This is a genomic window from Pseudomonas sp. PSB18 (assembly GCF_014596565.1).
Classification (GTDB): Bacteria; Pseudomonadota; Gammaproteobacteria; order Pseudomonadales; family Pseudomonadaceae; genus Aquipseudomonas.
The window spans coordinates 71,327-92,337 of sequence record NZ_NOIN01000009.1; the positions used below are offsets into that span (position 1 = coordinate 71,327).

The 21,011-nt window shown below is 59.7% G+C and carries 17 protein-coding genes; 13 read left to right on the plus strand and 4 right to left on the minus strand.

Going from position 1 to position 21,011, the window contains the following annotated elements; all coding sequences use genetic code 11:
- Window positions 1-21: 21 nt before the first annotated feature.
- A complete protein-coding gene (locus CGA22_RS20610; protein WP_041024959.1) occupies window positions 22-636 on the minus strand; it encodes a TetR/AcrR family transcriptional regulator in 615 nt (204 codons plus the stop codon).
- A 131-nt stretch (window positions 637-767) separates the two neighbouring features.
- On the opposite strand from CGA22_RS20610, the gene CGA22_RS20615 reads away from it, so the two are divergent.
- Window positions 768-1,682 carry a DUF808 domain-containing protein gene (locus tag CGA22_RS20615; RefSeq protein ID WP_041024958.1) on the plus strand — a complete coding sequence of 305 codons (915 nt, stop codon included), beginning with the start codon at window positions 768-770 and terminating at the stop codon, window positions 1,680-1,682.
- Between the two features lie 124 nt (window positions 1,683-1,806).
- Here the strand turns inward: CGA22_RS20615 and CGA22_RS20620 are convergent, their stop codons facing one another.
- Both CGA22_RS20620 and CGA22_RS20625 read right to left on the minus strand, forming a co-directional pair.
- A complete protein-coding gene (locus tag CGA22_RS20620; RefSeq protein ID WP_223194876.1) occupies window positions 1,807-2,547 on the minus strand; it encodes a VacJ family lipoprotein in 741 nt (246 codons plus the stop codon).
- Between the two features lie 25 nt (window positions 2,548-2,572).
- The gene (locus tag CGA22_RS20625) at window positions 2,573-3,871 is read right to left on the minus strand and encodes a serine/threonine protein kinase (RefSeq protein WP_041024956.1); all 1,299 of its coding nucleotides are present in this window, start codon (window positions 3,869-3,871) and stop codon (window positions 2,573-2,575) included.
- Between the two features lie 372 nt (window positions 3,872-4,243).
- Here CGA22_RS20625 and CGA22_RS20630 point away from each other — a divergent pair, with 372 nt between their 5' ends.
- The 3 genes from CGA22_RS20630 (at window position 4,244) to CGA22_RS20640 (ending at window position 7,404) form a co-directional block, all read left to right on the plus strand.
- Window positions 4,244-5,098 (plus strand): glycine betaine ABC transporter substrate-binding protein, encoded by an 855-nt coding sequence (locus tag CGA22_RS20630; RefSeq protein WP_041024955.1) that lies wholly within the window; start codon window positions 4,244-4,246, stop codon window positions 5,096-5,098.
- A gap of 339 nt (window positions 5,099-5,437) precedes the next feature.
- Window positions 5,438-5,749 (plus strand): DUF485 domain-containing protein, encoded by a 312-nt coding sequence (locus tag CGA22_RS20635; RefSeq protein WP_041024954.1) that lies wholly within the window; start codon window positions 5,438-5,440, stop codon window positions 5,747-5,749.
- The gene (locus CGA22_RS20640) at window positions 5,746-7,404 is read left to right on the plus strand and encodes a cation acetate symporter (RefSeq protein ID WP_041024953.1); all 1,659 of its coding nucleotides are present in this window, start codon (window positions 5,746-5,748) and stop codon (window positions 7,402-7,404) included. The genes CGA22_RS20635 and CGA22_RS20640 overlap by 4 nt, the downstream gene beginning before the upstream one ends.
- A gap of 275 nt (window positions 7,405-7,679) precedes the next feature.
- Here CGA22_RS20640 and gltA read toward each other — a convergent pair whose 3' ends face one another.
- Window positions 7,680-8,969, minus strand: a complete 1,290-nt coding sequence (gltA, locus tag CGA22_RS20645) for a citrate synthase (RefSeq protein ID WP_041024952.1) — start codon at window positions 8,967-8,969, stop codon at window positions 7,680-7,682.
- A 351-nt stretch (window positions 8,970-9,320) separates the two neighbouring features.
- Here gltA and sdhC point away from each other — a divergent pair, with 351 nt between their 5' ends.
- The 9 genes from sdhC (at window position 9,321) to sucD (ending at window position 20,715) form a co-directional block, all read left to right on the plus strand.
- Window positions 9,321-9,707: a succinate dehydrogenase, cytochrome b556 subunit gene (gene sdhC / locus CGA22_RS20650; protein WP_172679607.1), complete on the plus strand. Its 387-nt coding sequence runs from the start codon at window positions 9,321-9,323 to the stop codon at window positions 9,705-9,707.
- Window positions 9,701-10,069 (plus strand): succinate dehydrogenase, hydrophobic membrane anchor protein, encoded by a 369-nt coding sequence (sdhD, locus tag CGA22_RS20655; RefSeq protein ID WP_041024951.1) that lies wholly within the window; start codon window positions 9,701-9,703, stop codon window positions 10,067-10,069. Before sdhC ends, sdhD begins: the two co-directional genes overlap by 7 nt.
- A gap of 3 nt (window positions 10,070-10,072) precedes the next feature.
- Complete coding sequence (sdhA, locus tag CGA22_RS20660; protein WP_041024950.1) at window positions 10,073-11,845, plus strand: succinate dehydrogenase flavoprotein subunit; 1,773 nt, start codon at window positions 10,073-10,075, stop codon at window positions 11,843-11,845.
- An 11-nt stretch (window positions 11,846-11,856) separates the two neighbouring features.
- Complete coding sequence (locus CGA22_RS20665) at window positions 11,857-12,561, plus strand: succinate dehydrogenase iron-sulfur subunit (RefSeq protein WP_039594133.1); 705 nt, start codon at window positions 11,857-11,859, stop codon at window positions 12,559-12,561.
- 261 nt (window positions 12,562-12,822) lie between these two features.
- Complete coding sequence (locus CGA22_RS20670; protein WP_041024949.1) at window positions 12,823-15,654, plus strand: 2-oxoglutarate dehydrogenase E1 component; 2,832 nt, start codon at window positions 12,823-12,825, stop codon at window positions 15,652-15,654.
- Between the two features lie 42 nt (window positions 15,655-15,696).
- Entirely contained in the window at window positions 15,697-16,920 is a 1,224-nt protein-coding gene (gene odhB, locus CGA22_RS20675; RefSeq protein ID WP_041024948.1) for a 2-oxoglutarate dehydrogenase complex dihydrolipoyllysine-residue succinyltransferase, read from the plus strand.
- A 110-nt stretch (window positions 16,921-17,030) separates the two neighbouring features.
- Window positions 17,031-18,467: a dihydrolipoyl dehydrogenase gene (gene lpdA, locus CGA22_RS20680; RefSeq protein WP_041024947.1), complete on the plus strand. Its 1,437-nt coding sequence runs from the start codon at window positions 17,031-17,033 to the stop codon at window positions 18,465-18,467.
- A gap of 197 nt (window positions 18,468-18,664) precedes the next feature.
- Window positions 18,665-19,831: an ADP-forming succinate--CoA ligase subunit beta gene (gene sucC, locus CGA22_RS20685; protein ID WP_003179235.1), complete on the plus strand. Its 1,167-nt coding sequence runs from the start codon at window positions 18,665-18,667 to the stop codon at window positions 19,829-19,831.
- Entirely contained in the window at window positions 19,831-20,715 is an 885-nt protein-coding gene (gene sucD, locus CGA22_RS20690; RefSeq protein ID WP_003179236.1) for a succinate--CoA ligase subunit alpha, read from the plus strand. Before sucC ends, sucD begins: the two co-directional genes overlap by 1 nt.
- The last annotated feature ends 296 nt before the right edge of the window (window positions 20,716-21,011 follow it).

A 21,011-nucleotide genomic window follows, 5' to 3' on the forward strand; every position in this document is an offset into this window, starting at 1 on the left:
CGCGATGAAGGCGACTCGATGCTAAGCCTGGCGATCCAACTCACACCCCTTCAACACCAACCGGATAATCGTCTGCGCCGCTGCTTCATAATCGGCTTCATCCAGCTTCGCCTTGCCGGTGATGGCAGTTATCTGCCAGTCGAAATCGGCATAGGTCTGGGTGGCGGCCCAGATGCTGAACATCAGGTGGTTGGGGTCGATGGGGGCGATCTGGCCGCGGTCGATCCAGGTCTGGATACAGTCGATGTTGTGTCGGGCCTGGGCGTTGAGTTGTTCCACCAGATCGGGGCTCAGGTGGGGGGCGCCGTGCATGATCTCGCTGGCGAAGACCTTCGAGGCGAAGGGCAGGTCGCGGGAAATACGGATCTTGGAGCGGATGTAATGGCTCAGCACTTCGCCGGGCACACCGTCGGCGTTGAACGGGGTCGAGGCCTGGAGGATCGGCTCGATGATGCTTTCCAATACCTCGCGGTAGAGGTTTTCCTTGGATTTGAAATAGTAGTAGACGTTGGGTTTGGGCAGGCCCGCCTTGGCCGCGATGTCGCTGGTCTTGGTCGCCGCGAAGCCCTTGTCGGCAAATTCCTCGCTGGCGGCACGCAGGATGAGTTCTTTGTTGCGCTCGCGGATAGTGCTCATAAACCCAGGGGTTCCTTGCCTGTTCTGGCGGTGGCGCATGGTAGCACCGGGCTCGCGCGACGCTCAAGAATGCCCCGTGGTACGGCGGCTCGCGGTATGCTGCGCGGCATTATCATTCAAGGAGCCCCTCCATGGCTGGAAGCAGTTTGCTGGTATTGATCGACGACATCGCCACCGTGCTCGACGATGTTGCGCTCATGACCAAGATGGCCGCGAAGAAAACCGCCGGCGTGCTCGGTGATGATCTGGCGCTCAATGCCCAGCAGGTGTCCGGCGTGCGAGCCGAGCGAGAGCTGCCGGTGGTTTGGGCCGTGGCGAAGGGCTCATTCATCAACAAGCTGATTCTCGTGCCGTCGGCCCTGGCGATCAGTGCCTTTGTGCCCTGGTTGGTGACGCCGCTGTTGATGGTGGGTGGTGCCTACCTGTGTTTCGAGGGGTTCGAAAAACTTGCCCACAAGTTCCTCCACAGCCCGGCCGAAGACCAGGCCGAGCATGCGCAACTGGTCGAGGCCGTGGCCGATCCGGCGGTGGACCTGGTGGCGTTTGAGAAGGACAAGATCAAGGGCGCGGTGCGTACCGATTTCATCCTGTCGGCGGAGATCATCGCCATCACCCTCGGCACCGTCGCCGACGCACCGCTGACCCAACAGGTGATCGTGCTGTCGGGCATCGCTGTTGTCATGACTGTCGGCGTCTATGGCCTGGTGGCCGGGATCGTCAAGCTCGATGACCTGGGGCTGTGGCTGACACAGAAGCCGGGGCAGGTTGCCAGAAGCATCGGTGACGCCATCCTGCGCGCCGCGCCGTACATGATGAAAAGCCTGTCGGTGATCGGCACGGCGGCGATGTTCCTGGTGGGCGGCGGCATCCTCACCCATGGCGTGCCGGTGGTGCATCACTGGATCGAAGCCGCGGCAGCAAGTGCCGGCGGGGCCGGGTTTGTCGTGCCGATGTTGCTCAATGCGGTGGCGGGGATTGTCGCGGGGGCGGTGGTGCTGGCGGGGGTGATGGTGGTGGGCAAGCTCTGGAAGGCGCTGAAAGGCTGAGCCTGACAACCCAAAACAACTGTGGGAGCGAGCCTGCTCGCGATTGCGGCGTGTCATCCAATACAGATGTTGGCTGGTACACCGCAATCGCGAGCAGGCTCGCTCCCACAGGGGTGGCCGACTGTTACTCCGCAATCTGCAACTTGCGCGACTCCGTGTACACGTAGCGCACCTTTTCATACTCGAACGGCGAGTTCAGCTGGCCATAGCGGAAGCTGGTCTGATAGCGCTTGTCCACGCCGCGCAGGAGCAGCAGTTCCGGGTGGTCGGCACTGACTTGCGCGACGTTCAGGAAGTTGATCGCCGACTCGGCCGTGTAGTCCACCAGCAACCCCGAAGTATCCCGCAGGTTGGACGGACCGAAGATCGGCAACACGAAGTAGGCGCCGGCGGGCACGCCGTAGAAGCCCAGGGTCTGGCCGAAGTCTTCGCTCTGGCGCGGCAGGCCCATGGCGGTGGCGGGATCCCACAGGCCGGCGACGCCTACCGTGGTGTTGAGCAACAGCCGCGCCGTGGTTTCCATCGAACGCTTGCCCTTGAATTGCAGCAGGCTGTTCACCAGGTTCGGCACGTCCCCCAGGTTATTGAAGAAGTTGCTGACGCCGGTGCGCACGAAACTCGGGGTGACGTAGCGGTAGCCATCGACCACGGGGAGGAATACCCATTGGTCGAAACGGTAGTTGAAGTGATAGACGCGACGGTTCCAGGACTCGAGCGGGTCATAGACGTTCAAGGCGTTGAGGGTTGAGCGCTCGAATTCGCGCTGGTCCAGGCCCGGGTTGAATTTGAGCTTGGTCAGCGGTTCCTTGAAGCCGTCGGCATCCACCGTGGGCTTGTCATCGGCGTGAACCACGCCCGCACCCATTAACGCAGCGATAAGCAGGAGGTATTTAGCCACGGAAGAACTCCAGCATGGCGTCGCTGTTGACGCGGTAATTGAGGTTGCCGCAGTGGCCGCCCAGTGGATACACCGTCAGGCGGTCGCCAAAGGTCTTGCGCAGGAAGCCCAGGTCGCCGGGGCCGAGGATGACGTCGTCGGCGTTGTGCATCACGGCGATCTTCGAGCTTTCATGCAGGTAATCCTTCAGGGCGTAGAGGCTGACCTGGTCGACCAGTTGCAGCAGGCTGCCGCCGTCGGTCCGCGCCCGCCACATCGGGATTACTTGTTCGGTGAGGTAGCAGTCGAAATCGCACTGCAGCGCACGCTTGAGAAACGGTGTCAGGCTGGTGCTTTCGGTGATCGGGAACTTGGGTGGGGTGATCAGGCCGCGACGGTTGATCAGGTCCGAAGTGAAAGCGATATCGGCTGCCGAGAAACGGAACGAGGTGCCGATCAGCATCGCCATCTGTTCGTTGCTCAGGTGTTGCTTGGACTGCTGGAAGTCATAAAGGAGGGCATCGTTGAGGTCGATGTAGCCTTTTTGCTGGAAGTAACGGGTCAGCTTGTTCAGCACCACTTCATAGAACGTCGTGGTGCTGTTGATGCCCTTGACCTGGGTCTGGACCAGTTTGTCCAGGTTGGTGACCGAGGTGTAGAGGTTCACCGGCGGGTTCAGCAACAGCACTTTCTTGAAGTTGAAGCTGCGCCGGGTTTCGTCCAGGTGTGCGACGAAGGCTGCGTCCAGCGCGCCGAGGCTGTAGCCGGTGAGGTAGTACTCGGTCACCGGCACCTTGGGGTGCTGCGCGCGCACGGCTTGCATGACCCGGTACATGTCTTCGGCATCTTCCTTGGTGATGCCCGGGGTGGCGAAGCGCGAGGCGGAACTCATGAAGTCGAAACTGGTGGGCGATGACAACTGCACCACGTGGTAGCCGGCCTTATAGTAGAGGCGCTTGAGGTATTCGTTGAGGGTGCTGTCGTACCGTGCACCGGTGCCGGCGATCAGGAAGATCAGCGGGGCCGGCTTGTCCTGGGTGGCCATGCGGTAGGTCAGGCTTTTCACCGGCCAGAAGTTGTCCGGCAGGATGAACTCGCGTTCCGGGCGCAGGGTGACGCTGTAGTCCGCCTGGTTGATGTCCTCGATCAAGGGCAGCTCGGGGCGCAGGTCAGGCGGGGTGGTCGCGATGGTCGCCTCGAACGGGTTGGTCAAGGGGTAGCCATAACTGGCGGCGTCGATATCCACCGCCAGCGCGGACGCACTCAGGATAAGGCCGCCGATGAGGGCAGCGAAGCGCAAGGAACGGAGCATGACTGGATCCCTTAGAGGATGGTGCCGAATGAGGTTCGCAGGCTATGACCACTGAAGCGAAACCAAGTGCCATGATCGGCACGAAACAGGTTTTGAGTGGGGGTCGATAGCAACGGGACGATACACGGAGTGGTGGTTGGTGGCTAGTTGCCTACACTTGTCGTGGATGGCGTTCTGATGTCGCTCCTCGCTGTTTCGATGTCGCTAACAGATCAGGTTCCAGATCGGCGCAGGTTGATGATCGTTGCATCAGTACTCCACTGATGTTCGAACTGGTTTGGCAGGCGAGCGTGATGGGGGCGCTGAGCACCATAACAACACGTTGACGTCGCTCGGCATTCGTCGGGCGCAGCACTTTCGGGGAAGTACACGATGAAGATGCGACGACTCATGGGCGCAGGTGCCGCACTGGTACTGGCGATCAGCTCTACACTGGCCAGCGCCGAAACCAAAACCCTGAGCATCGGCTATGTTGACGGCTGGTCCGACAGCGTTGCGACGACTCACGTGGCGGCGGAAGTCATTCAGCAGAAGCTCGGTTATGACGTGAAGCTGCAAGCGGTGGCGACGGGGATCATGTGGCAAGGCGTGGCCACCGGCAAGCTCGATGCCATGCTCTCGGCCTGGTTGCCAGTGACTCACGGCGACTACTGGGCGAAGAACAAGGACCAAGTGGTCGATTACGGCCCCAACTTCAAAGACGCGAAGATTGGCCTGATCGTGCCTGAGTACGTCAAGGCTCAGTCCGTTGCCGATCTCAAGACCGATGAAAGCTTCAAGAACCGCATTGTTGGCATCGACGCCGGCTCAGGCGTGATGCTCAAGACCGAACAGGCAATCAAGGATTACGACCTGACCGGGTATCAACTCAAGGCCAGTTCCGGCGCCGGCATGATTGCCGAGCTGACCCGTGCCGAGAAAAAGAACGAATCCATCGCCGTCACCGGTTGGGTGCCACACTGGATGTTCGCCAAGTGGAAACTGCGCTTCCTGGAAGACCCGAAAGGCGTCTATGGCGCGGCTGAAACCGTGAACAGCATCGGCAGCAAGGAATTGGCGACCAAAGCGCCAGAAGTGGCTGAGTTCCTGAAGAAGTTCCAATGGTCCTCGAAAGACGAAATCGGCGAAGTCATGCTGGCTATCCAGGAAGGCGCCAAGCCTGAAGCCGCTGCCAAGGACTGGGTCGCCAAGCACCCGGACCGCGTGAAGGAGTGGACTGGCAAGTAATCTGCCTGATCTATCAATCCCCAGAAACCGCATGACGTCCTGTCATGCGGTTTTTTTTTGCGATACGCAATACTCGAATCCTGCACACATACCTGTGGGAGCAAGGCTTGCCCGCGATGCCGGCGCCTCGGTTGATCTTGATACCGGAGCGATACTGTCGCGGGCAAGCCTTGCTCCCACAGAGGCTCGCTCCCACAAGAGAGAGGCGGTGGCGGTAGTTTTTGCTGAAAACTGGCAAAACTGTCATGTCGTTCTAATACTAAGGTCGTCTGGAACCTGGCCTTGAGCCGCATAGAGTAGAGTCGTTCCAACTTAAATTGTGCTGCGAGGATAAAAACAATGAACGACAGCATTTACCTCTCGATTCAAAACAGCCCGCGCTTCAAGGAGCTGGTGAGAAAAAGGGAAAGGTTCGCCTGGATTCTTTCGGCGATCATGCTAGGGCTGTACTCCGGATTCATTCTTCTGATCGCCTACGGGCCACACGTTCTCGGGGCCAAGATCACGCCCGAGTCGACGATTACCTGGGGTATTCCCATCGGTGTCGGCCTGATTGTCTCGGCGTTCATCCTGACCGCCATCTACGTGCGACGCGCCAACGGCGAGTTCGATGAGCTGAACAATGCGATTCTCAAGGAGGCTCAACAATGATCCGGCGTCTACTGGCTCTATTGAGCATCGCAGCGTTCGCCCCGGGTGCCTGGGCGGCTGAAGCCCTGACCGGGGCCGTGCAGAAACAACCCCTCAACGTCTCCGCCATCATCATGTTCGTGGCGTTTGTCGGCTTGACCCTGGGCATCACCTACTGGGCGTCCAAGCGTAGCAAGTCGGCCAGTGACTACTATGCGGCTGGCGGGCGGATCACTGGTTTCCAGAACGGCCTGGCCATTGCCGGTGACTACATGTCGGCGGCGTCCTTCCTGGGGATTTCCGCGCTGGTGTTCGCTTCCGGTTATGACGGTCTGATCTACTCCATCGGCTTCCTCGTGGGCTGGCCGATCATTCTGTTCCTGATCGCCGAGCGCCTGCGTAACCTGGGTAAATACACCTTTGCCGACGTGGCGTCCTATCGCCTGGGGCAAAAACAGATCCGTACCTTGTCCGCCAGCGGTTCGCTGGTGGTGGTGGCGTTCTACCTGATCGCGCAGATGGTTGGCGCCGGCAAGCTGATCCAGCTGCTGTTCGGCCTGGATTACCACGTTGCGGTGGTGCTGGTGGGTATCCTGATGTGCCTCTATGTGCTGTTCGGTGGCATGCTGGCAACCACCTGGGTACAGATCATCAAGGCCGTGCTGTTGCTGTCCGGTGCTTCGTTCATGGCGTTGATGGTCATGAAGCACGTCAACTTCGACTTCAACATGCTGTTTGCCGAAGCGGTCAAGGTTCACCCTAAAGGCGAGGCGATCATGAGCCCTGGCGGCTTGGTGAAGGATCCGGTCTCGGCCTTCTCCCTGGGCCTGGCACTGATGTTCGGTACCGCTGGCCTGCCACACATCCTGATGCGCTTCTTCACCGTGAGTGACGCCAAGGAAGCGCGCAAGAGCGTGCTGTATGCCACTGGCTTCATCGGTTACTTCTACATCCTGACCTTCATCATCGGCTTCGGCGCGATCCTGTTGGTCAGCACCAACCCGGCCTTCAAGGACGCGGCAGGTGCCTTGCTGGGCGGTAACAACATGGCGGCGGTGCATCTGGCCAACGCCGTAGGCGGCAGTGTGTTCCTGGGCTTCATCTCGGCTGTGGCGTTCGCCACTATCCTGGCGGTTGTGGCAGGCCTGACCCTGGCCGGTGCCTCGGCGGTGTCCCACGACCTGTATGCCAGTGTGATCAAGAAAGGCAAGGCCAACGAGAAGGACGAGATCCGTGTCTCGAAGATCACCACCATCGCCCTGGCGGTGCTGGCGATCGGCCTGGGCATCCTGTTCGAGAAGCAGAACATCGCGTTCATGGTGGGCCTGGCGTTCTCCATCGCGGCGAGCTGCAACTTCCCGGTGCTGCTGCTTTCGATGTACTGGAAGAAACTGACCACCCGCGGCGCCATGATTGGCGGCTGGCTGGGCCTGGTCAGCGCCGTGGGCCTGATGATCCTGGGCCCAACCATCTGGGTACAGATCATGGGTCACGAGAAGCCGATCTACCCGTATGAGTACCCTGCGCTGTTCTCGATGGCGATTGCCTTCGTCGGCATCTGGTTCTTCTCCATCACCGACAAGTCGGCTGAAGCCGAGAACGAGCGGGCGCTGTTCTTCCCGCAGTTCGTGCGTTCGCAGACTGGTCTGGGGGCGAGTGGGGCGGTTAATCACTGATACCGTGTGAAGCTTGAAGCGTCATGTATACAGAAATACCCCGGTCGAGAGGCTGGGGTGTTTTTTTGTGCCCGGATTAAGGGGGGGGCAGGTCTGGCGCCATCGCGAGCGGGCTCGCTCCCACAGGTGAGCGCATTCCAATGTGGGAGCGAGCCTGCTCGCGAAGGCGCCAGTCCTGTCACTACAGATCAAAGCGGCCACAAACAAAACGGCCCCCGCTCTTATATAAGAAGCGGGGGCCGTTCCGGTGCAACTGGAGGCGTTATGGCAAGGACTTACTTGCGATCTTCCAGCTTGGTGATGTCACGCGACTCGTAGCCGGTGTACAGCTGGCGCGGACGGCCTATCTTGTACGGGCTGGAGAGCATTTCCTTCCAGTGGGAGATCCAGCCGACGGTCCGCGCCAGGGCGAAGATCACGGTGAACATGCTGGTTGGAATACCGATCGCCTTGAGGATGATCCCCGAGTAGAAGTCGACGTTCGGGTACAGCGAGCGTTCGATGAAGTACGGATCGGTCAGGGCGATCTCTTCCAGGCGCATGGCCAGTTCGAGTTGCGGATCGTTCTTGATCCCCAGTTCCTTGAGCACTTCGTCGCAGGTCTGCTTCATGACGGTGGCGCGTGGGTCGCGGTTCTTGTAGACCCGGTGACCGAAGCCCATCAGCTTGAACGGATCGTTCTTGTCCTTGGCCTTGGCGATGAACTTGTCGATGTTCGAGACATCGCCGATTTCATCGAGCATGGTCAGTACCGCTTCGTTGGCACCGCCGTGGGCCGGGCCCCAGAGTGCCGCGATACCGGCGGCGATACAGGCGAACGGGTTGGCACCCGACGAGCCGGCCAGGCGCACGGTGGACGTGGAGGCGTTCTGCTCGTGGTCGGCATGGAGGATGAAGATCCGGTCCATGGCCTTGGCGAGCACCGGGCTGATCGGTTTGATCTCGCACGGGGTGTTGAACATCATGTGCAGGAAGTTTTCCGCATACGACAGGTCGTTGCGCGGGTACATCATGGGTTGGCCCATGGAGTACTTGTAGACCATCGCCGCCAGGGTCGGCATCTTCGCCACCAGGCGGACCGCGGAGATTTCGCGATGCTGGGGGTTATTGATGTCCAGGGAGTCGTGGTAGAAGGCCGAGAGGGCGCCGACAACGCCGCACATGACGGCCATCGGGTGGGCATCGCGACGGAAGCCGTTGAAGAAGGACTTCAACTGCTCGTGAACCATGGTGTGGTTTTTCACGGTGCTGACGAACTGGGCCTTTTGTTCTGCGGTCGGGAGCTCGCCGTTGAGCAGCAGGTAGCAGGTTTCCAGGTAGTCCGATTTTTCAGCCAGTTGCTCGATCGGGTAGCCGCGGTGCAGCAGGATGCCGTTATCGCCGTCGATATAGGTGATCTTCGACTCGCACGAAGCGGTCGACATGAACCCTGGGTCGAAGGTGAAGCGGCCCGTGGCCGTCAGGCCGCGAACGTCGATTACATCGGGACCAACGGTGCCGGTTAAAATGGGCAGCTCGACGGGGGCTGCGCCCTCGATGATCAACTGCGCTTTTTTGTCAGCCATGTGGCCTCCTATTAATGCTTGGAATCATCAGACAGACCCCCCACGCAGGGCCCGCACCACTATAGTGAGATAAATCCGAATGTCAATTTGCCTAAAGTCTTGCTCCAGAAGGCTTTAACCGGACTTTTTCCTCGAAATTGCCTGCCGTTTACGCCTTTTGCCGCTGTTGTGCAATGCGCCATCAGTGGAAGGTGAACGCGTTGTCATTAGTAACCTAACTGTCTATACTCGGCAGCCGACCGCCAGGGGCTTTTGGGCCAGCTTTGCTGGGGGTCGTCACTCCCTGGGTGGTGAGTACCTGACCAGTGCGCGCCGCAACAACTTTGCCCTGATTCTTAGGGGCTCTTCAGTGTGAAAAAAGCCGTGAAAAGCCAACGACCTGTAAACCTAGACCTAAGGACCATCAAACTCCCAGTCACTGCTTACACGTCCATTCTTCACCGTATCTCCGGTGTCATTCTCTTTGTCAGCCTGGCCATCATGCTCTACGCATTGGACAAGTCGCTCGACTCGGAAGAAGGCTTCGGTCAGGTGAAGGCGTGTCTGACCAGTCCGCTAGCCAAGCTAGTGATTTGGGGCATCCTGTCCGCCTTGCTGTATCACCTGGTTGCCGGTGTGCGCCACTTGATCATGGACATGGGCATCGGTGAGACGCTGGAAGGCGGCAAACTGGGCTCGAAAATCGTTATCGCCGTTTCCGTGGTGGTAATCGTTCTGGCAGGAGTCTGGATATGGTAACCAACGTCACGAACCTCTCGCGTTCGGGCCTCTATGACTGGATGGCGCAGCGTGTGTCTGCGGTCGTTCTCGCGGCTTATTTCATTTTCCTGATCGGATATGTCGTCGCCAACCCAGGCCTTGGCTATGCCCAATGGCATGAACTGTTCGCAAGCAACTGGATGCGTATCTTCAGTCTGCTGGCCCTCGTCGCACTGGGCGCTCACGCCTGGGTCGGCATGTGGACCATCGCTACCGACTACCTGACGCCGATGGCGTTCGGCAAGTCGGCGACTGCCGTACGTTTCCTCTTCCAGGCAGTATGCGGCGTTGCGATGTTCGCTTACTTCGTCTGGGGCGTGCAGATTCTCTGGGGTATCTGATCCATGGCTAACATTCCAACGATTTCTTTCGACGCCATCATCATTGGCGGCGGCGGTGCCGGCATGCGCGCAGCGCTGCAACTGGCCCAGGGCGGTCACAAGACTGCCGTGATCACCAAGGTCTTCCCGACCCGTTCGCACACTGTTTCCGCCCAGGGCGGCATCACCTGCGCCATCGCTTCGGCCGACCCGAACGACGACTGGCGCTGGCACATGTACGATACCGTCAAGGGTTCCGACTACATCGGTGACCAGGACGCTATCGAATACATGTGTCAGGAAGGCCCGGCTGCAGTGTTCGAGCTGGACCACATGGGCCTGCCGTTCTCCCGTACCGAAACCGGCCGTATCTACCAGCGTCCATTCGGTGGCCAGTCCAAGGACTACGGCAAGGGCGGTCAGGCTGCACGTACCTGCGCGGCCTCCGACCGTACCGGTCACGCGCTGCTGCACACCCTGTATCAGGGCAACCTGAAGGCGGGTACCACGTTCCTGAACGAGTACTACGCCGTAGACCTGGTGAAGAACCAGGACGGCGCCTTCGTCGGCGTGATCGCGATCTGCATCGAAACCGGCGAAACCACCTACATCCGCTCGAAAGCCACCGTACTGGCGACCGGCGGCGCAGGCCGTATCTATGCATCCACCACCAACGCCCTGATCAACACCGGTGACGGCGTCGGCATGGCCCTGCGTGCTGGCGTGCCGGTACAAGACATCGAAATGTGGCAGTTCCACCCGACCGGCATCGCCGGCGCCGGTGTACTGGTCACCGAAGGTTGCCGTGGTGAAGGCGGTTACCTGATCAACAAGCACGGCGAGCGTTTCATGGAGCGTTATGCTCCGAACGCCAAGGACCTTGCCGGTCGTGACGTCGTGGCGCGTTCGATGGTTAAAGAGATCATCGCCGGCAACGGCTGTGGCCCGAATGGCGACCACGTGATGCTCAAGCTCGACCACCTGGGCGAGGAAGTGCTGCACAGCCGCCTGCCAGGTATCTGCGAACTGTCGAAAACCTTCGCTCACGTCGACCCGGTCGTCGCGCCGGTTCCAGTGGTTCCAACCTGCCACTATATGATGGGCGGCGTTCCGACCAACATCCATGGCCAGGCAATCACCCAGAACGCCGAAGGCGTGGACGAAATCATCCCTGGCCTGTTCGCAGTGGGTGAAGTGGCGTGCGTATCGGTTCACGGTGCCAACCGTCTGGGCGGCAACTCGCTGCTCGACCTGGTGGTCTTCGGTCGCGCTGCCGGCCTGCACCTGGAAAAGGCGCTGACCGACGGTATCGAGTACGACGACGCAACCGAAGCCGACATCAATGCGGCCTTGGCGCGCCTGAACGCCCTGAACAGCCGTACCGATGGCGAAGACGTGGCGACCCTGCGTCGCGAGCTGCAAAGCTGCATGCAGAACTACTTCGGTGTATTCCGTACCGGTGAATACATGCAGAAGGGTATTGCCCAGCTGGCAGAACTGCGTGAACGAATTGCCAATGTGAAGATCAACGATAAGTCACAGGCGTTCAACACTGCTCGTATCGAAGCGCTGGAACTGCAGAACCTGCTGGAAGTGGCCGAAGCCACCGCCATCGCCGCAGAAGTGCGTAAAGAGTCCCGTGGTGCCCACGCCCGCGAAGACTATGAAGACCGTGACGACGAAAACTGGCTGTGCCACACCCTGTACTTCCCGGGTGAGAAACGTGTCGCCAAGCGTGCCGTGAACTTCTCGCCGAAAACTGTTCCGACTTTCGAACCTAAAGTCCGGACTTATTAAGGGTGACCGCCATGTTGCAAGTCAGTGTTTATCGCTACAACCCTGATCAGGACGCCGCGCCGTTCATGCAGGATTTCCAGGTCGATACCGGTGGTAAAGACCTGATGGTGCTGGACGTGCTGGCCCTGATCAAAGAGCAGGACGAAGGTTTTTCCTATCGTCGCTCCTGCCGCGAGGGCGTTTGCGGCTCCGACGGCATGAACATCAACGGCAAGAACGGCCTGGCCTGCATCACGCCACTGTCGGCCGTTGTAAAGGGCAACAAGCTGATCGTTCGTCCGCTGCCAGGTTTGCCGGTTATTCGTGACCTGGTCGTCGATATGAGCATCTTCTACAAGCAATACGAGAAGGTGAAGCCATTCCTGCAGAACGACACGCCGGCTCCGGCCATCGAGCGTCTGCAGTCCCCGGAAGAGCGTGAGAAGCTCGACGGTCTGTACGAGTGCATCCTGTGCGCCTGCTGCTCGACCTCGTGCCCATCCTTCTGGTGGAACCCGGACAAATTCCTGGGCCCGGCCGCCCTGCTGCAAGCGTACCGCTTCCTGGCAGACAGCCGTGACACCAAGACGTCCGAGCGTCTGGCCGCACTGGATGACCCGTTCAGCGTATTCCGCTGCCGCGGGATCATGAACTGCGTCAACGTCTGCCCGAAAGGCCTGAACCCGACTAAGGCCATCGGTCACGTACGTAACATGCTGCTGCAAAACGGCGTGTGATTCAGCTGCTGTACCCGTAGAACCGCTGTACCCGTAGAGGCTAAGGCGCGGGCTTCAACCCGCGTCGTAGCATAACCAGAACAGCCGCTTACAAAGCGGTGGTTCTTATTTTGAAGAAATGAGACAAGCAGGGGCATCCGGGCTGGTACCCGGACTATCAGCGTGATCCTAAGTGGCTTGTTTTAGTCGCTGCACTCGGACTTCTGCAAGTTTGCTCGGTGTTTTCGCCGATGGTGTTCCCCTAATCGAGGGTGACCAAGCATGCAAGAAAGCGTGATGCAGCGCATGTGGAACAGTGCCCACCTCTCCGGTGGTAACGCTGCCTATGTGGAAGAGCTCTACGAGCTCTACCTGCACGACCCTAACGCTGTGCCAGAAGAATGGCGCACCTATTTTCAGAAGTTGCCGGCTGACGGTAACTCTGCCACCGATGTTTCGCACTCGACGATTCGCGATCATTTCGTGCTGCTGGCAAAGAACCAGCGCCGCGCTCAACCGGTCTCCGCCGGCAGCGTGAGCAGCGAACACGAGAAGAAGCAAGTTGAAGTACTGCGACTGATCCAGGCCTACAGGATGCGAGGCCACCAGGCAGCCCAGCTGGACCCGCTGGGGCTGTGGCAGCGTCCTGCACCTGCAGACCTGTCGATCACTCATTACGGCTTGACCAATGCCGATCTTGATACGACCTTCCGTGCCGGCGACCTGTTCATCGGCAAAGAGGAAGCGAGCCTACGCGAAATTCACGAAGCGTTGCAGCAGACATATTGCCGCACCATCGGCGCTGAGTTCACGCACATCACCGATTCCGAGCAACGCCAGTGGTTCCAGCAGCGTCTGGAAAGCGTTCGTGGCCGTCCGACGTACTCCGCCGACATCAAGAGCCACCTGCTCGAGCGCGTCACTGCCGGTGAAGGCCTGGAGAAGTACCTGGGCACCAAATACCCGGGCACCAAGCGTTTCGGCCTGGAAGGCGGCGAAAGCCTGATTCCGATGCTGGACGAGCTGATCCAGCGTTCCGGTTCGTATGGCACCAAGGAAGTGGTCATCGGCATGGCCCACCGTGGCCGTCTCAACGTTCTGGTCAATACCTTCGGCAAGAACCCGCGCGAGCTGTTCGACGAGTTCGAAGGCAAGAAGAAGGTCGAGCTGGGTTCCGGTGACGTGAAATACCACCAGGGCTTCTCGTCCAACGTGATGACCACCGGTGGCGAAGTCCACCTGGCGATGGCGTTCAACCCGTCCCACCTGGAAATCGTTTCCCCGGTGGTCGAAGGTTCGGTTCGCGCCCGTCAGGATCGTCGCAACGACCCGACCGGCGAGAAGGTACTGCCGATCTCCATCCACGGTGACGCGGCGTTCGCCGGTCAGGGCGTGGTCATGGAAACCTTCCAGATGTCCCAGACCCGTGGTTTCAAGACCGGCGGTACGGTGCACATCGTCATCAACAACCAGGTTGGTTTCACCATCAGCAACCCGTTGGACTCGCGCTCCACCGAGTACGCGACCGACGTGGCGAAGATGATCCAGGCGCCGATCCTCCATGTGAATGGCGATGATCCGGAAGCCGTGCTGTTCGTGACCCAGCTGGCCATCGACTACCGCATGCAGTACAAGCGTGACGTGGTGATCGACCTGGTCTGCTACCGTCGTCGCGGCCACAACGAAGCCGACGAGCCAAGCGGCACCCAGCCTCTGATGTACCAGCAGATCGCCAAGCAGCGCACCACCCGTGAGCTGTATGCCGAGCGCCTGACCCAGAGCGGCGTGCTGAACGCCGAGCGCGTCCAGGAAAAAGTCGATGAATATCGCAACGCCCTGGACAACGGCTTGCACGTTGTAAAAAGCCTGGTCAAAGAGCCGAACAAAGAGTTGTTCGTGGACTGGCGTCCGTACCTGGGCCATGCCTGGACCGCTCGTCACGACACGCGTTTCGACCTCAAGACCCTTCAGGAACTGTCCGCCAAGCTGCTGGAAATTCCGGAAGGCTTCGTGGTCCAGCGTCAGGTCGCGAAGATCTACGAAGACCGTCAGAAGATGCAAGCCGGCGGCCTGCCGATCAACTGGGGTTACGCCGAAACCATGGCGTACGCGACCCTGGCGTTCGAAGGTCACCCGATCCGCATCACTGGCCAGGACGTAGGCCGCGGCACTTTCTCGCACCGCCACGCGGCGCTGCACAACCAGAAAGACGCCAGCACCTACATCCCGCTGCAACACCTGTACAAAGGCCAGCCACGTTTCGACCTGTACGATTCGCTGCTGTCCGAGGAAGCCGTCCTGGCGTTCGAATATGGCTACTCCACCACCGAGCCGAATGCGCTGGTGATCTGGGAAGCCCAGTTCGGCGACTTCGCCAACGGTGCCCAGGTGGTGGTCGACCAGTTCATCACCAGCGGCGAGCACAAGTGGGGTCGTCTGTGCGGCCTGACCATGTTGCTGCCACACGGTTATGAAGGGCAGGGGCCGGAGCACTCCTCGGCACGTCTGGAGCGTTACCTGCAGCTGTGCGCCGAGCACAACGTCCAGGTCTGCGTACCGACGACCCCGGCTCAGATCTACCACCTGCTGCGTCGTCAGGTCATCCGTCCGCTGCGCAAGCCGCTGATCGTGTTGACGCCGAAGTCGTTGCTGCGCCACAAGCTGGCGATCTCCACGCTCGAAGACCTGGCCGAAGGCTCGTTCCAGACCGTTATTTCCGAGATCGATACGCTGGACGCGGCCAAGGTGACTCGCCTGATCCTGTGCAGCGGCAAGGTCTACTACGACCTGCTGGAAAAACGTCGTGCCGAAGGCCGCGAAGACATCGCCATCGTGCGTATCGAGCAGCTTTACCCGTTCCCGGAAGAAGACCTGATGGAGGCCATCGCGCCTTACACCAACCTCACCGACGTGGTGTGGTGTCAGGAAGAACCGATGAACCAGGGCGCGTGGTACAGCAGTCAGCATCACCTGCGTCGCAGCATCGGCAACCATAACAAGGCCCTGGGCCTGGAGTACGCCGGTCGTGACGCTTCTGCCGCACCTGCTTGTGGTTACGCATCGATGCACGCCGAGCAGCAGGAACAACTGCTGCAAGATGCCTTTACCGTTTAATGCCTTCGCGCACCTGAAACCGAATTTAAGGAACCACAGATAATGGCTATCGAGATTAAAGCCCCCACTTTCCCGGAATCGGTTGCCGATGGCACCATTGCCACCTGGCACAAAAAACCGGGCGATGCGGTCAAGCGCGACGAGCTGATCGTCGACATCGAAACCGACAAAGTCGTACTGGAAGTACTGGCCGAAGCTGATGGCGTCCTGGGCGCTATCATCAAGGGCGAAGGCGACACCGTGCTGTCGGCCGAAGTGCTGGGCTCCATCGAAGAAGGCGGTGCTGCCGCCGCTGCTCCGGCCGCTGCTGCTGCACCTGCCGCTGCCCAGGCTGCCGCTCCGGCCGCCGATGGCGAAGACGATCCAGTCGCCGCACCTGCCGCGCGCAAGATCGCCGAAGAGAACGGCATCAACATCGCTTCCGTTGCCGGCACCGGCAAGGGTGGTCGTGTGACCAAGGAAGACGTGGTTGCCGCCGTGGCCGCCAAGAAAGCCGCTCCAGCCGCCGCACCTGCCAAGCCGGCCGCGCCTGCCGCTTCGGCGCCGGTGTTCGCTGCCGGTGATCGCGTTGAAAAACGCGTTCCGATGACCCGCCTGCGTGCCAAGGTTGCCGAGCGTCTGGTCGAAGCCCAGTCGAACATGGCAATGCTGACCACGTTCAACGAAGTCGACATGACCGAAGTCATGGCGCTGCGTTCGAAGTACAAGGATCTCTTTGAGAAGAGCCACAACGGCGTACGCCTGGGCTTCATGTCGTTCTTCGTCAAGGCTGCCACCGAAGCGCTGAAACGCTTCCCGGCCGTCAACGCGTCGATCGACGGTTCCGACATCGTCTACCACGGCTACGCCGACATCGGTGTTGCGGTTTCCAGCGACCGTGGCCTGGTGGTTCCGGTCCTGCGTAACGCCGAACTGATGAGCCTGGCCGAAATCGAAGGCGGCATCGCTACCTTCGGCAAGAAGGCCCGTGACGGCAAGCTGTCCATCGAAGAGATGACCGGCGGTACGTTCACCATCACCAACGGTGGTACATTCGGTTCGATGATGTCGACGCCGATCGTCAACCCGCCACAAGCGGCGATCCTGGGCATGCACAACATTCTGCAGCGTCCGATGGCGATCAACGGTCAGGTGGTAATCCGTCCGATGATGTACCTGGCCTTGTCCTACGATCACCGCCTGATCGACGGTAAAGAAGCTGTGACGTTCCTGGTGACCATCAAGAACCTGCTGGAAGATCCGGCTCGTCTGCTGCTGGATATCTGATATCGCCGCGAGGGCCGGTCTGTCGATCGGCCCCTTGCTGAAACAACCGGTTTCGTCCCACGGCGGTCTCCACAAGTGACCGTCCGGTTTGATTCGAGAAGGAATGACTCATGACTCAGAAATTCGACGTGGTAGTGATTGGTGCGGGCCCTGGTGGCTACGTAGCGGCCATCAAGGCTGCGCAACTTGGCCTTTCCACTGCCTGCATCGAGAAATACACCGACGCGGAGGGCAAGCAGGCCCTTGGTGGTACCTGCCTGAACGTCGGTTGCATTCCTTCCAAGGCGCTGCTGGACAGCTCCTGGAAATACAAGGAAGCGAAAGAAAGCTTCAACGTTCACGGTATCTCTACCGGTGAAGTGAAGATGGACGTCGCCGCGATGGTTGGCCGCAAGGCCGGCATCGTCAAGAACCTGACCAGTGGTGTTGCCACCCTGTTCAAGGCCAACGGCGTGACCTCGATCCAGGGCCACGGCAAGCTGCTGCTGGGCAAGAAAGTCGAAGTGACCAAACCAGACGGTTCGGTTGAAGTGATCGAAGCCGAAAACGTCATCCTGGCACCGGGCTCGCGCCCGATCGACATTCCGCCAGCCCCTGTCGACCAGAACGTGATCGTCGATTCCACCGGCGCCCTGGAATTCCAGAGCGTACCAAAACGTCTGGGCGTGATCGGCGCCGGCGTCATCGGCCTGGAGCTGGGTTCGGTATGGTCGCGCCTGGGTGCCCAGGTAACCGTGCTCGAAGCCCTCGACACCTTCCTGATGGCTGCCGACACCGCGGTATCCAAGGAAGCGCTGAAAACCCTGACCAAACAGGGCCTGGACATCAAGCTGGGCGCTCGCGTGACCGGTTCGAAAGTCAACGGCGAAGAAGTCGTGGTCAACTACACCGACGCCAATGGCGAACAGACCATCACCTTCGACAAGTTGATCGTTGCGGTCGGCCGTCGTCCGGTGACCACTGACCTGCTGGCTGCCGATAGCGGCGTGGAGCTCGACGAGCGCGGTTTCATCAAGGTTGACGATTTCTGCGCCACCACCGTACCGGGCGTCTTCGCCATCGGTGACGTGGTCCGCGGCATGATGCTGGCGCACAAGGCGTCCGAAGAAGGCATCGTCGTCGTCGAGCGCATCAAGGGTCACAAGGCCCAGATGAACTACGACCTGATCCCATCGGTTATCTACACCCACCCGGAAATCGCATGGGTCGGTAAAACCGAGCAGGCCTTGAAAGCCGAAGGCGTTGAAGTTAACGTCGGCACCTTCCCGTTCGCCGCCAGTGGCCGCGCCATGGCAGCCAACGATACCGGCGGTTTCGTGAAAGTCATCGCCGATGCCAAGACGGATCGCGTATTGGGCGTTCACGTCATCGGCCCAAGCGCTGCCGAGCTGGTACAGCAAGGCGCGATCGGCATGGAATTCGGCACCAGCGCTGAAGATCTGGGCATGATGGTCTTCTCCCATCCGACCCTGTCCGAAGCCTTGCACGAAGCGGCCCTGGCCGTAAATGGCGGCGCCATCCACGTGGCCAACCGCAAGAAGCGTTAATAAATAATAAGAAACCACGGCGGTTCGGCCCGTCGTGAGCCTTGCGCGCAAGACTCACCGCGGAATGTCCGCTGGACGCAGTCTTGCGTAGCTCGACCGGTTGCCCGGAAGGCTACGCAAGCAGCAGTCACAGGTGGTGCGGCACTGAAAACGGTGCAGCACCGAATGCGCAGTACCTAACGAAGACGGTAATAAGCATGAATCTTCACGAGTATCAGGGTAAGCAGCTGTTCGCTGAGTACGGCCTGCCAGTATCCACAGGCTACGCGGTAGACACCCCGGAAGCAGCAGCAGAAGCTTGCGACAAAATCGGCGGCAGCGAATGGGTTGTCAAAGCCCAGGTTCACGCCGGTGGTCGCGGTAAAGCGGGCGGCGTCAAGCTGGTTCGCAGCAAAGAAGACGCCAAGGCCTTCGCACAGCAGTGGCTGGGCAAGCGTCTGGTAACTTACCAGACTGATGCCAATGGTCAGCCAGTCACCAAGATCCTGGTTGAATCGTGCACTGATATCGCTAAAGAGCTGTACCTGGGCGCTGTCGTTGACCGTTCGAGCCGTCGCATCGTGTTCATGGCCTCCACCGAAGGTGGCGTGGACATCGAGAAAATCGCTCACGATACCCCTGAGAAAATCCTCAAGGCCACGATCGATCCACTGGTTGGCGCTCAGCCATTCCAGGGTCGCGAACTGGCATTCCAGCTGGGTCTGGAAGGCAAGCAGGTCACTCAATTCGCCAAGATCTTCGTAGGTCTGGCCAAGCTGTTCCAGGACCATGACCTGGCGCTGCTGGAAGTGAACCCGCTGGTGATCAAGGCCGACGGCGACCTGCACTGCCTCGATGCCAAGATCAACATCGACGCTAACGCCATGTACCGTCAGCCTAAGCTGAAGACTTTCCACGATCCGTCGCAAGACGATCCGCGCGAAGCGCACGCTGCCAAGTTCGAACTGAACTACGTAGCCCTGGAAGGTAACATCGGCTGCATGGTCAACGGTGCCGGCCTGGCCATGGGTACCATGGACATCGTCAACCTGCACGGCGGCAAGCCAGCCAACTTCCTTGACGTGGGCGGTGGTGCTACCAAGGAACGCGTAACCGAAGCGTTCAAGATCATCCTGTCCGACACCAACGTCGCTGCAGTACTGGTCAACATCTTCGGCGGCATCGTTCGTTGCGATATGATTGCCGAAGGCATCATCGGCGCCGTGAAAGAAGTTGGCGTGAAAATCCCGGTTGTTGTTCGCCTCGAAGGCAACAACGCTGAGCTGGGCGCTAAAGTACTGGCAGAAAGCGGTTTGAACATCATCGCTGCTACCAGCCTGACCGACGCTGCTCAACAAGTCGTTAAAGCTGCGGAGGGCAAATAATGAGCGTCCTGATCAATAAAGACACCAAGGTTATCTGCCAGGGTATTACCGGTTCGCAAGGTAGTTTCCACACCCAGCAAGCCATCGAATACGGCACCAAGATGGTTGGCGGCGTAACACCTGGCAAGGGCGGCACCGAGCACCTGGGCCTGCCCGTCTTCAACACCGTCAAGGACGCTGTTGCAGCCACTGGCGCCACCGCCAGCGTGATCTACGTTCCGGCTCCTTTCTGCAAGGATTCCATCCTTGAAGCGGCGTTCGGCGGCATCAAGCTGATCGTGTGCATCACCGAAGGCATCCCGACCATCGACATGCTGGAAGCCAAGGTCAAGTGCGACGAGCTGGGTATCACCCTGATCGGCCCTAACTGCCCAGGCGTGATCACTCCAGGCGAATGCAAGATCGGCATCATGCCAGGTCACATTCACTTGCCAGGCAAGGTCGGTATCGTTTCCCGTTCCGGCACCCTGACCTACGAAGCTGTGAAGCAGACCACTGACGCCGGTTTCGGTCAGTCGACTTGCGTCGGCATCGGCGGTGACCCGATCCCAGGCTCGAACTTCATCGACATCCTGAAGCTGTTCCAGGAAGACCCGAAGACCGAAGCGATCGTCATGATCGGTGAGATCGGCGGTTCGGCTGAAGAAGAAGCGGCTGCCTACATCAAGGCAAACGTGACCAAGCCGGTTGTTTCCTACATCGCAGGTGTGACTGCTCCTCCGGGCAAGCGCATGGGCCATGCTGGCGCAATCATCTCTGGCGGCAAAGGCACTGCAGACGAGAAATTCGCTGCGCTGCAAGACGCAGGCGTGAAAACCGTGCGTTCGCTGGCAGACATCGGCAAGGCCCTGGCCGAGCTGACTGGCTGGGAAATGAAGAAGTAAGCTTCGGCTGACTGATTCGTTCCAGCAACAAAGGCCACCTTCGGGTGGCCTTTGTCGTTTCTGGCATTTGTGTGGAAGCAAGTGTGGGAGCAAGGCTTGCCCGCGATGCAGGCGCCTCGTTTTCGCAGGCACCGAGCCGTCTTCGTCGCGGGCAAGCCTTGCTCCCACAAATAAATCCCCTCGCCACAGGTCATCCGCTGTCCACAGGGAATCGGCATTGGAAAAATAGATATGTAAACGCGACACTGAAACGTCGTGTATCGGATAGTTTGCCCCGTAACAGTGCGTTTGTGCTC

What these genes read in the sequence shown, in the direction of transcription:
- CGA22_RS20635 (WP_041024954.1), top strand. Translation starts at nt 5,438, where the DNA reads ATGAACGACAGCATTTACCTCTCGATTCAAAACAGCCCGCGCTTCAAG.
- sdhA (WP_041024950.1), top strand. Translation starts at nt 10,073, where the DNA reads ATGGCTAACATTCCAACGATTTCTTTCGACGCCATCATCATTGGCGGC.
- CGA22_RS20610 (WP_041024959.1), bottom strand. Translation starts at nt 636, where the DNA reads ATGAGCACTATCCGCGAGCGCAACAAAGAACTCATCCTGCGTGCCGCC.
- CGA22_RS20615 (WP_041024958.1), top strand. Translation starts at nt 768, where the DNA reads ATGGCTGGAAGCAGTTTGCTGGTATTGATCGACGACATCGCCACCGTG.
- sucC (WP_003179235.1), top strand. Translation starts at nt 18,665, where the DNA reads ATGAATCTTCACGAGTATCAGGGTAAGCAGCTGTTCGCTGAGTACGGC.
- lpdA (WP_041024947.1), top strand. Translation starts at nt 17,031, where the DNA reads ATGACTCAGAAATTCGACGTGGTAGTGATTGGTGCGGGCCCTGGTGGC.
- CGA22_RS20625 (WP_041024956.1), bottom strand. Translation starts at nt 3,871, where the DNA reads ATGCTCCGTTCCTTGCGCTTCGCTGCCCTCATCGGCGGCCTTATCCTG.
- gltA (WP_041024952.1), bottom strand. Translation starts at nt 8,969, where the DNA reads ATGGCTGACAAAAAAGCGCAGTTGATCATCGAGGGCGCAGCCCCCGTC.
- CGA22_RS20640 (WP_041024953.1), top strand. Translation starts at nt 5,746, where the DNA reads ATGATCCGGCGTCTACTGGCTCTATTGAGCATCGCAGCGTTCGCCCCG.
- odhB (WP_041024948.1), top strand. Translation starts at nt 15,697, where the DNA reads ATGGCTATCGAGATTAAAGCCCCCACTTTCCCGGAATCGGTTGCCGAT.
- sucD (WP_003179236.1), top strand. Translation starts at nt 19,831, where the DNA reads ATGAGCGTCCTGATCAATAAAGACACCAAGGTTATCTGCCAGGGTATT.
- CGA22_RS20620 (WP_223194876.1), bottom strand. Translation starts at nt 2,547, where the DNA reads ATGGGTGCGGGCGTGGTTCACGCCGATGACAAGCCCACGGTGGATGCC.
- CGA22_RS20670 (WP_041024949.1), top strand. Translation starts at nt 12,823, where the DNA reads ATGCAAGAAAGCGTGATGCAGCGCATGTGGAACAGTGCCCACCTCTCC.
- sdhD (WP_041024951.1), top strand. Translation starts at nt 9,701, where the DNA reads ATGGTAACCAACGTCACGAACCTCTCGCGTTCGGGCCTCTATGACTGG.
- CGA22_RS20665 (WP_039594133.1), top strand. Translation starts at nt 11,857, where the DNA reads ATGTTGCAAGTCAGTGTTTATCGCTACAACCCTGATCAGGACGCCGCG.
- CGA22_RS20630 (WP_041024955.1), top strand. Translation starts at nt 4,244, where the DNA reads ATGAAGATGCGACGACTCATGGGCGCAGGTGCCGCACTGGTACTGGCG.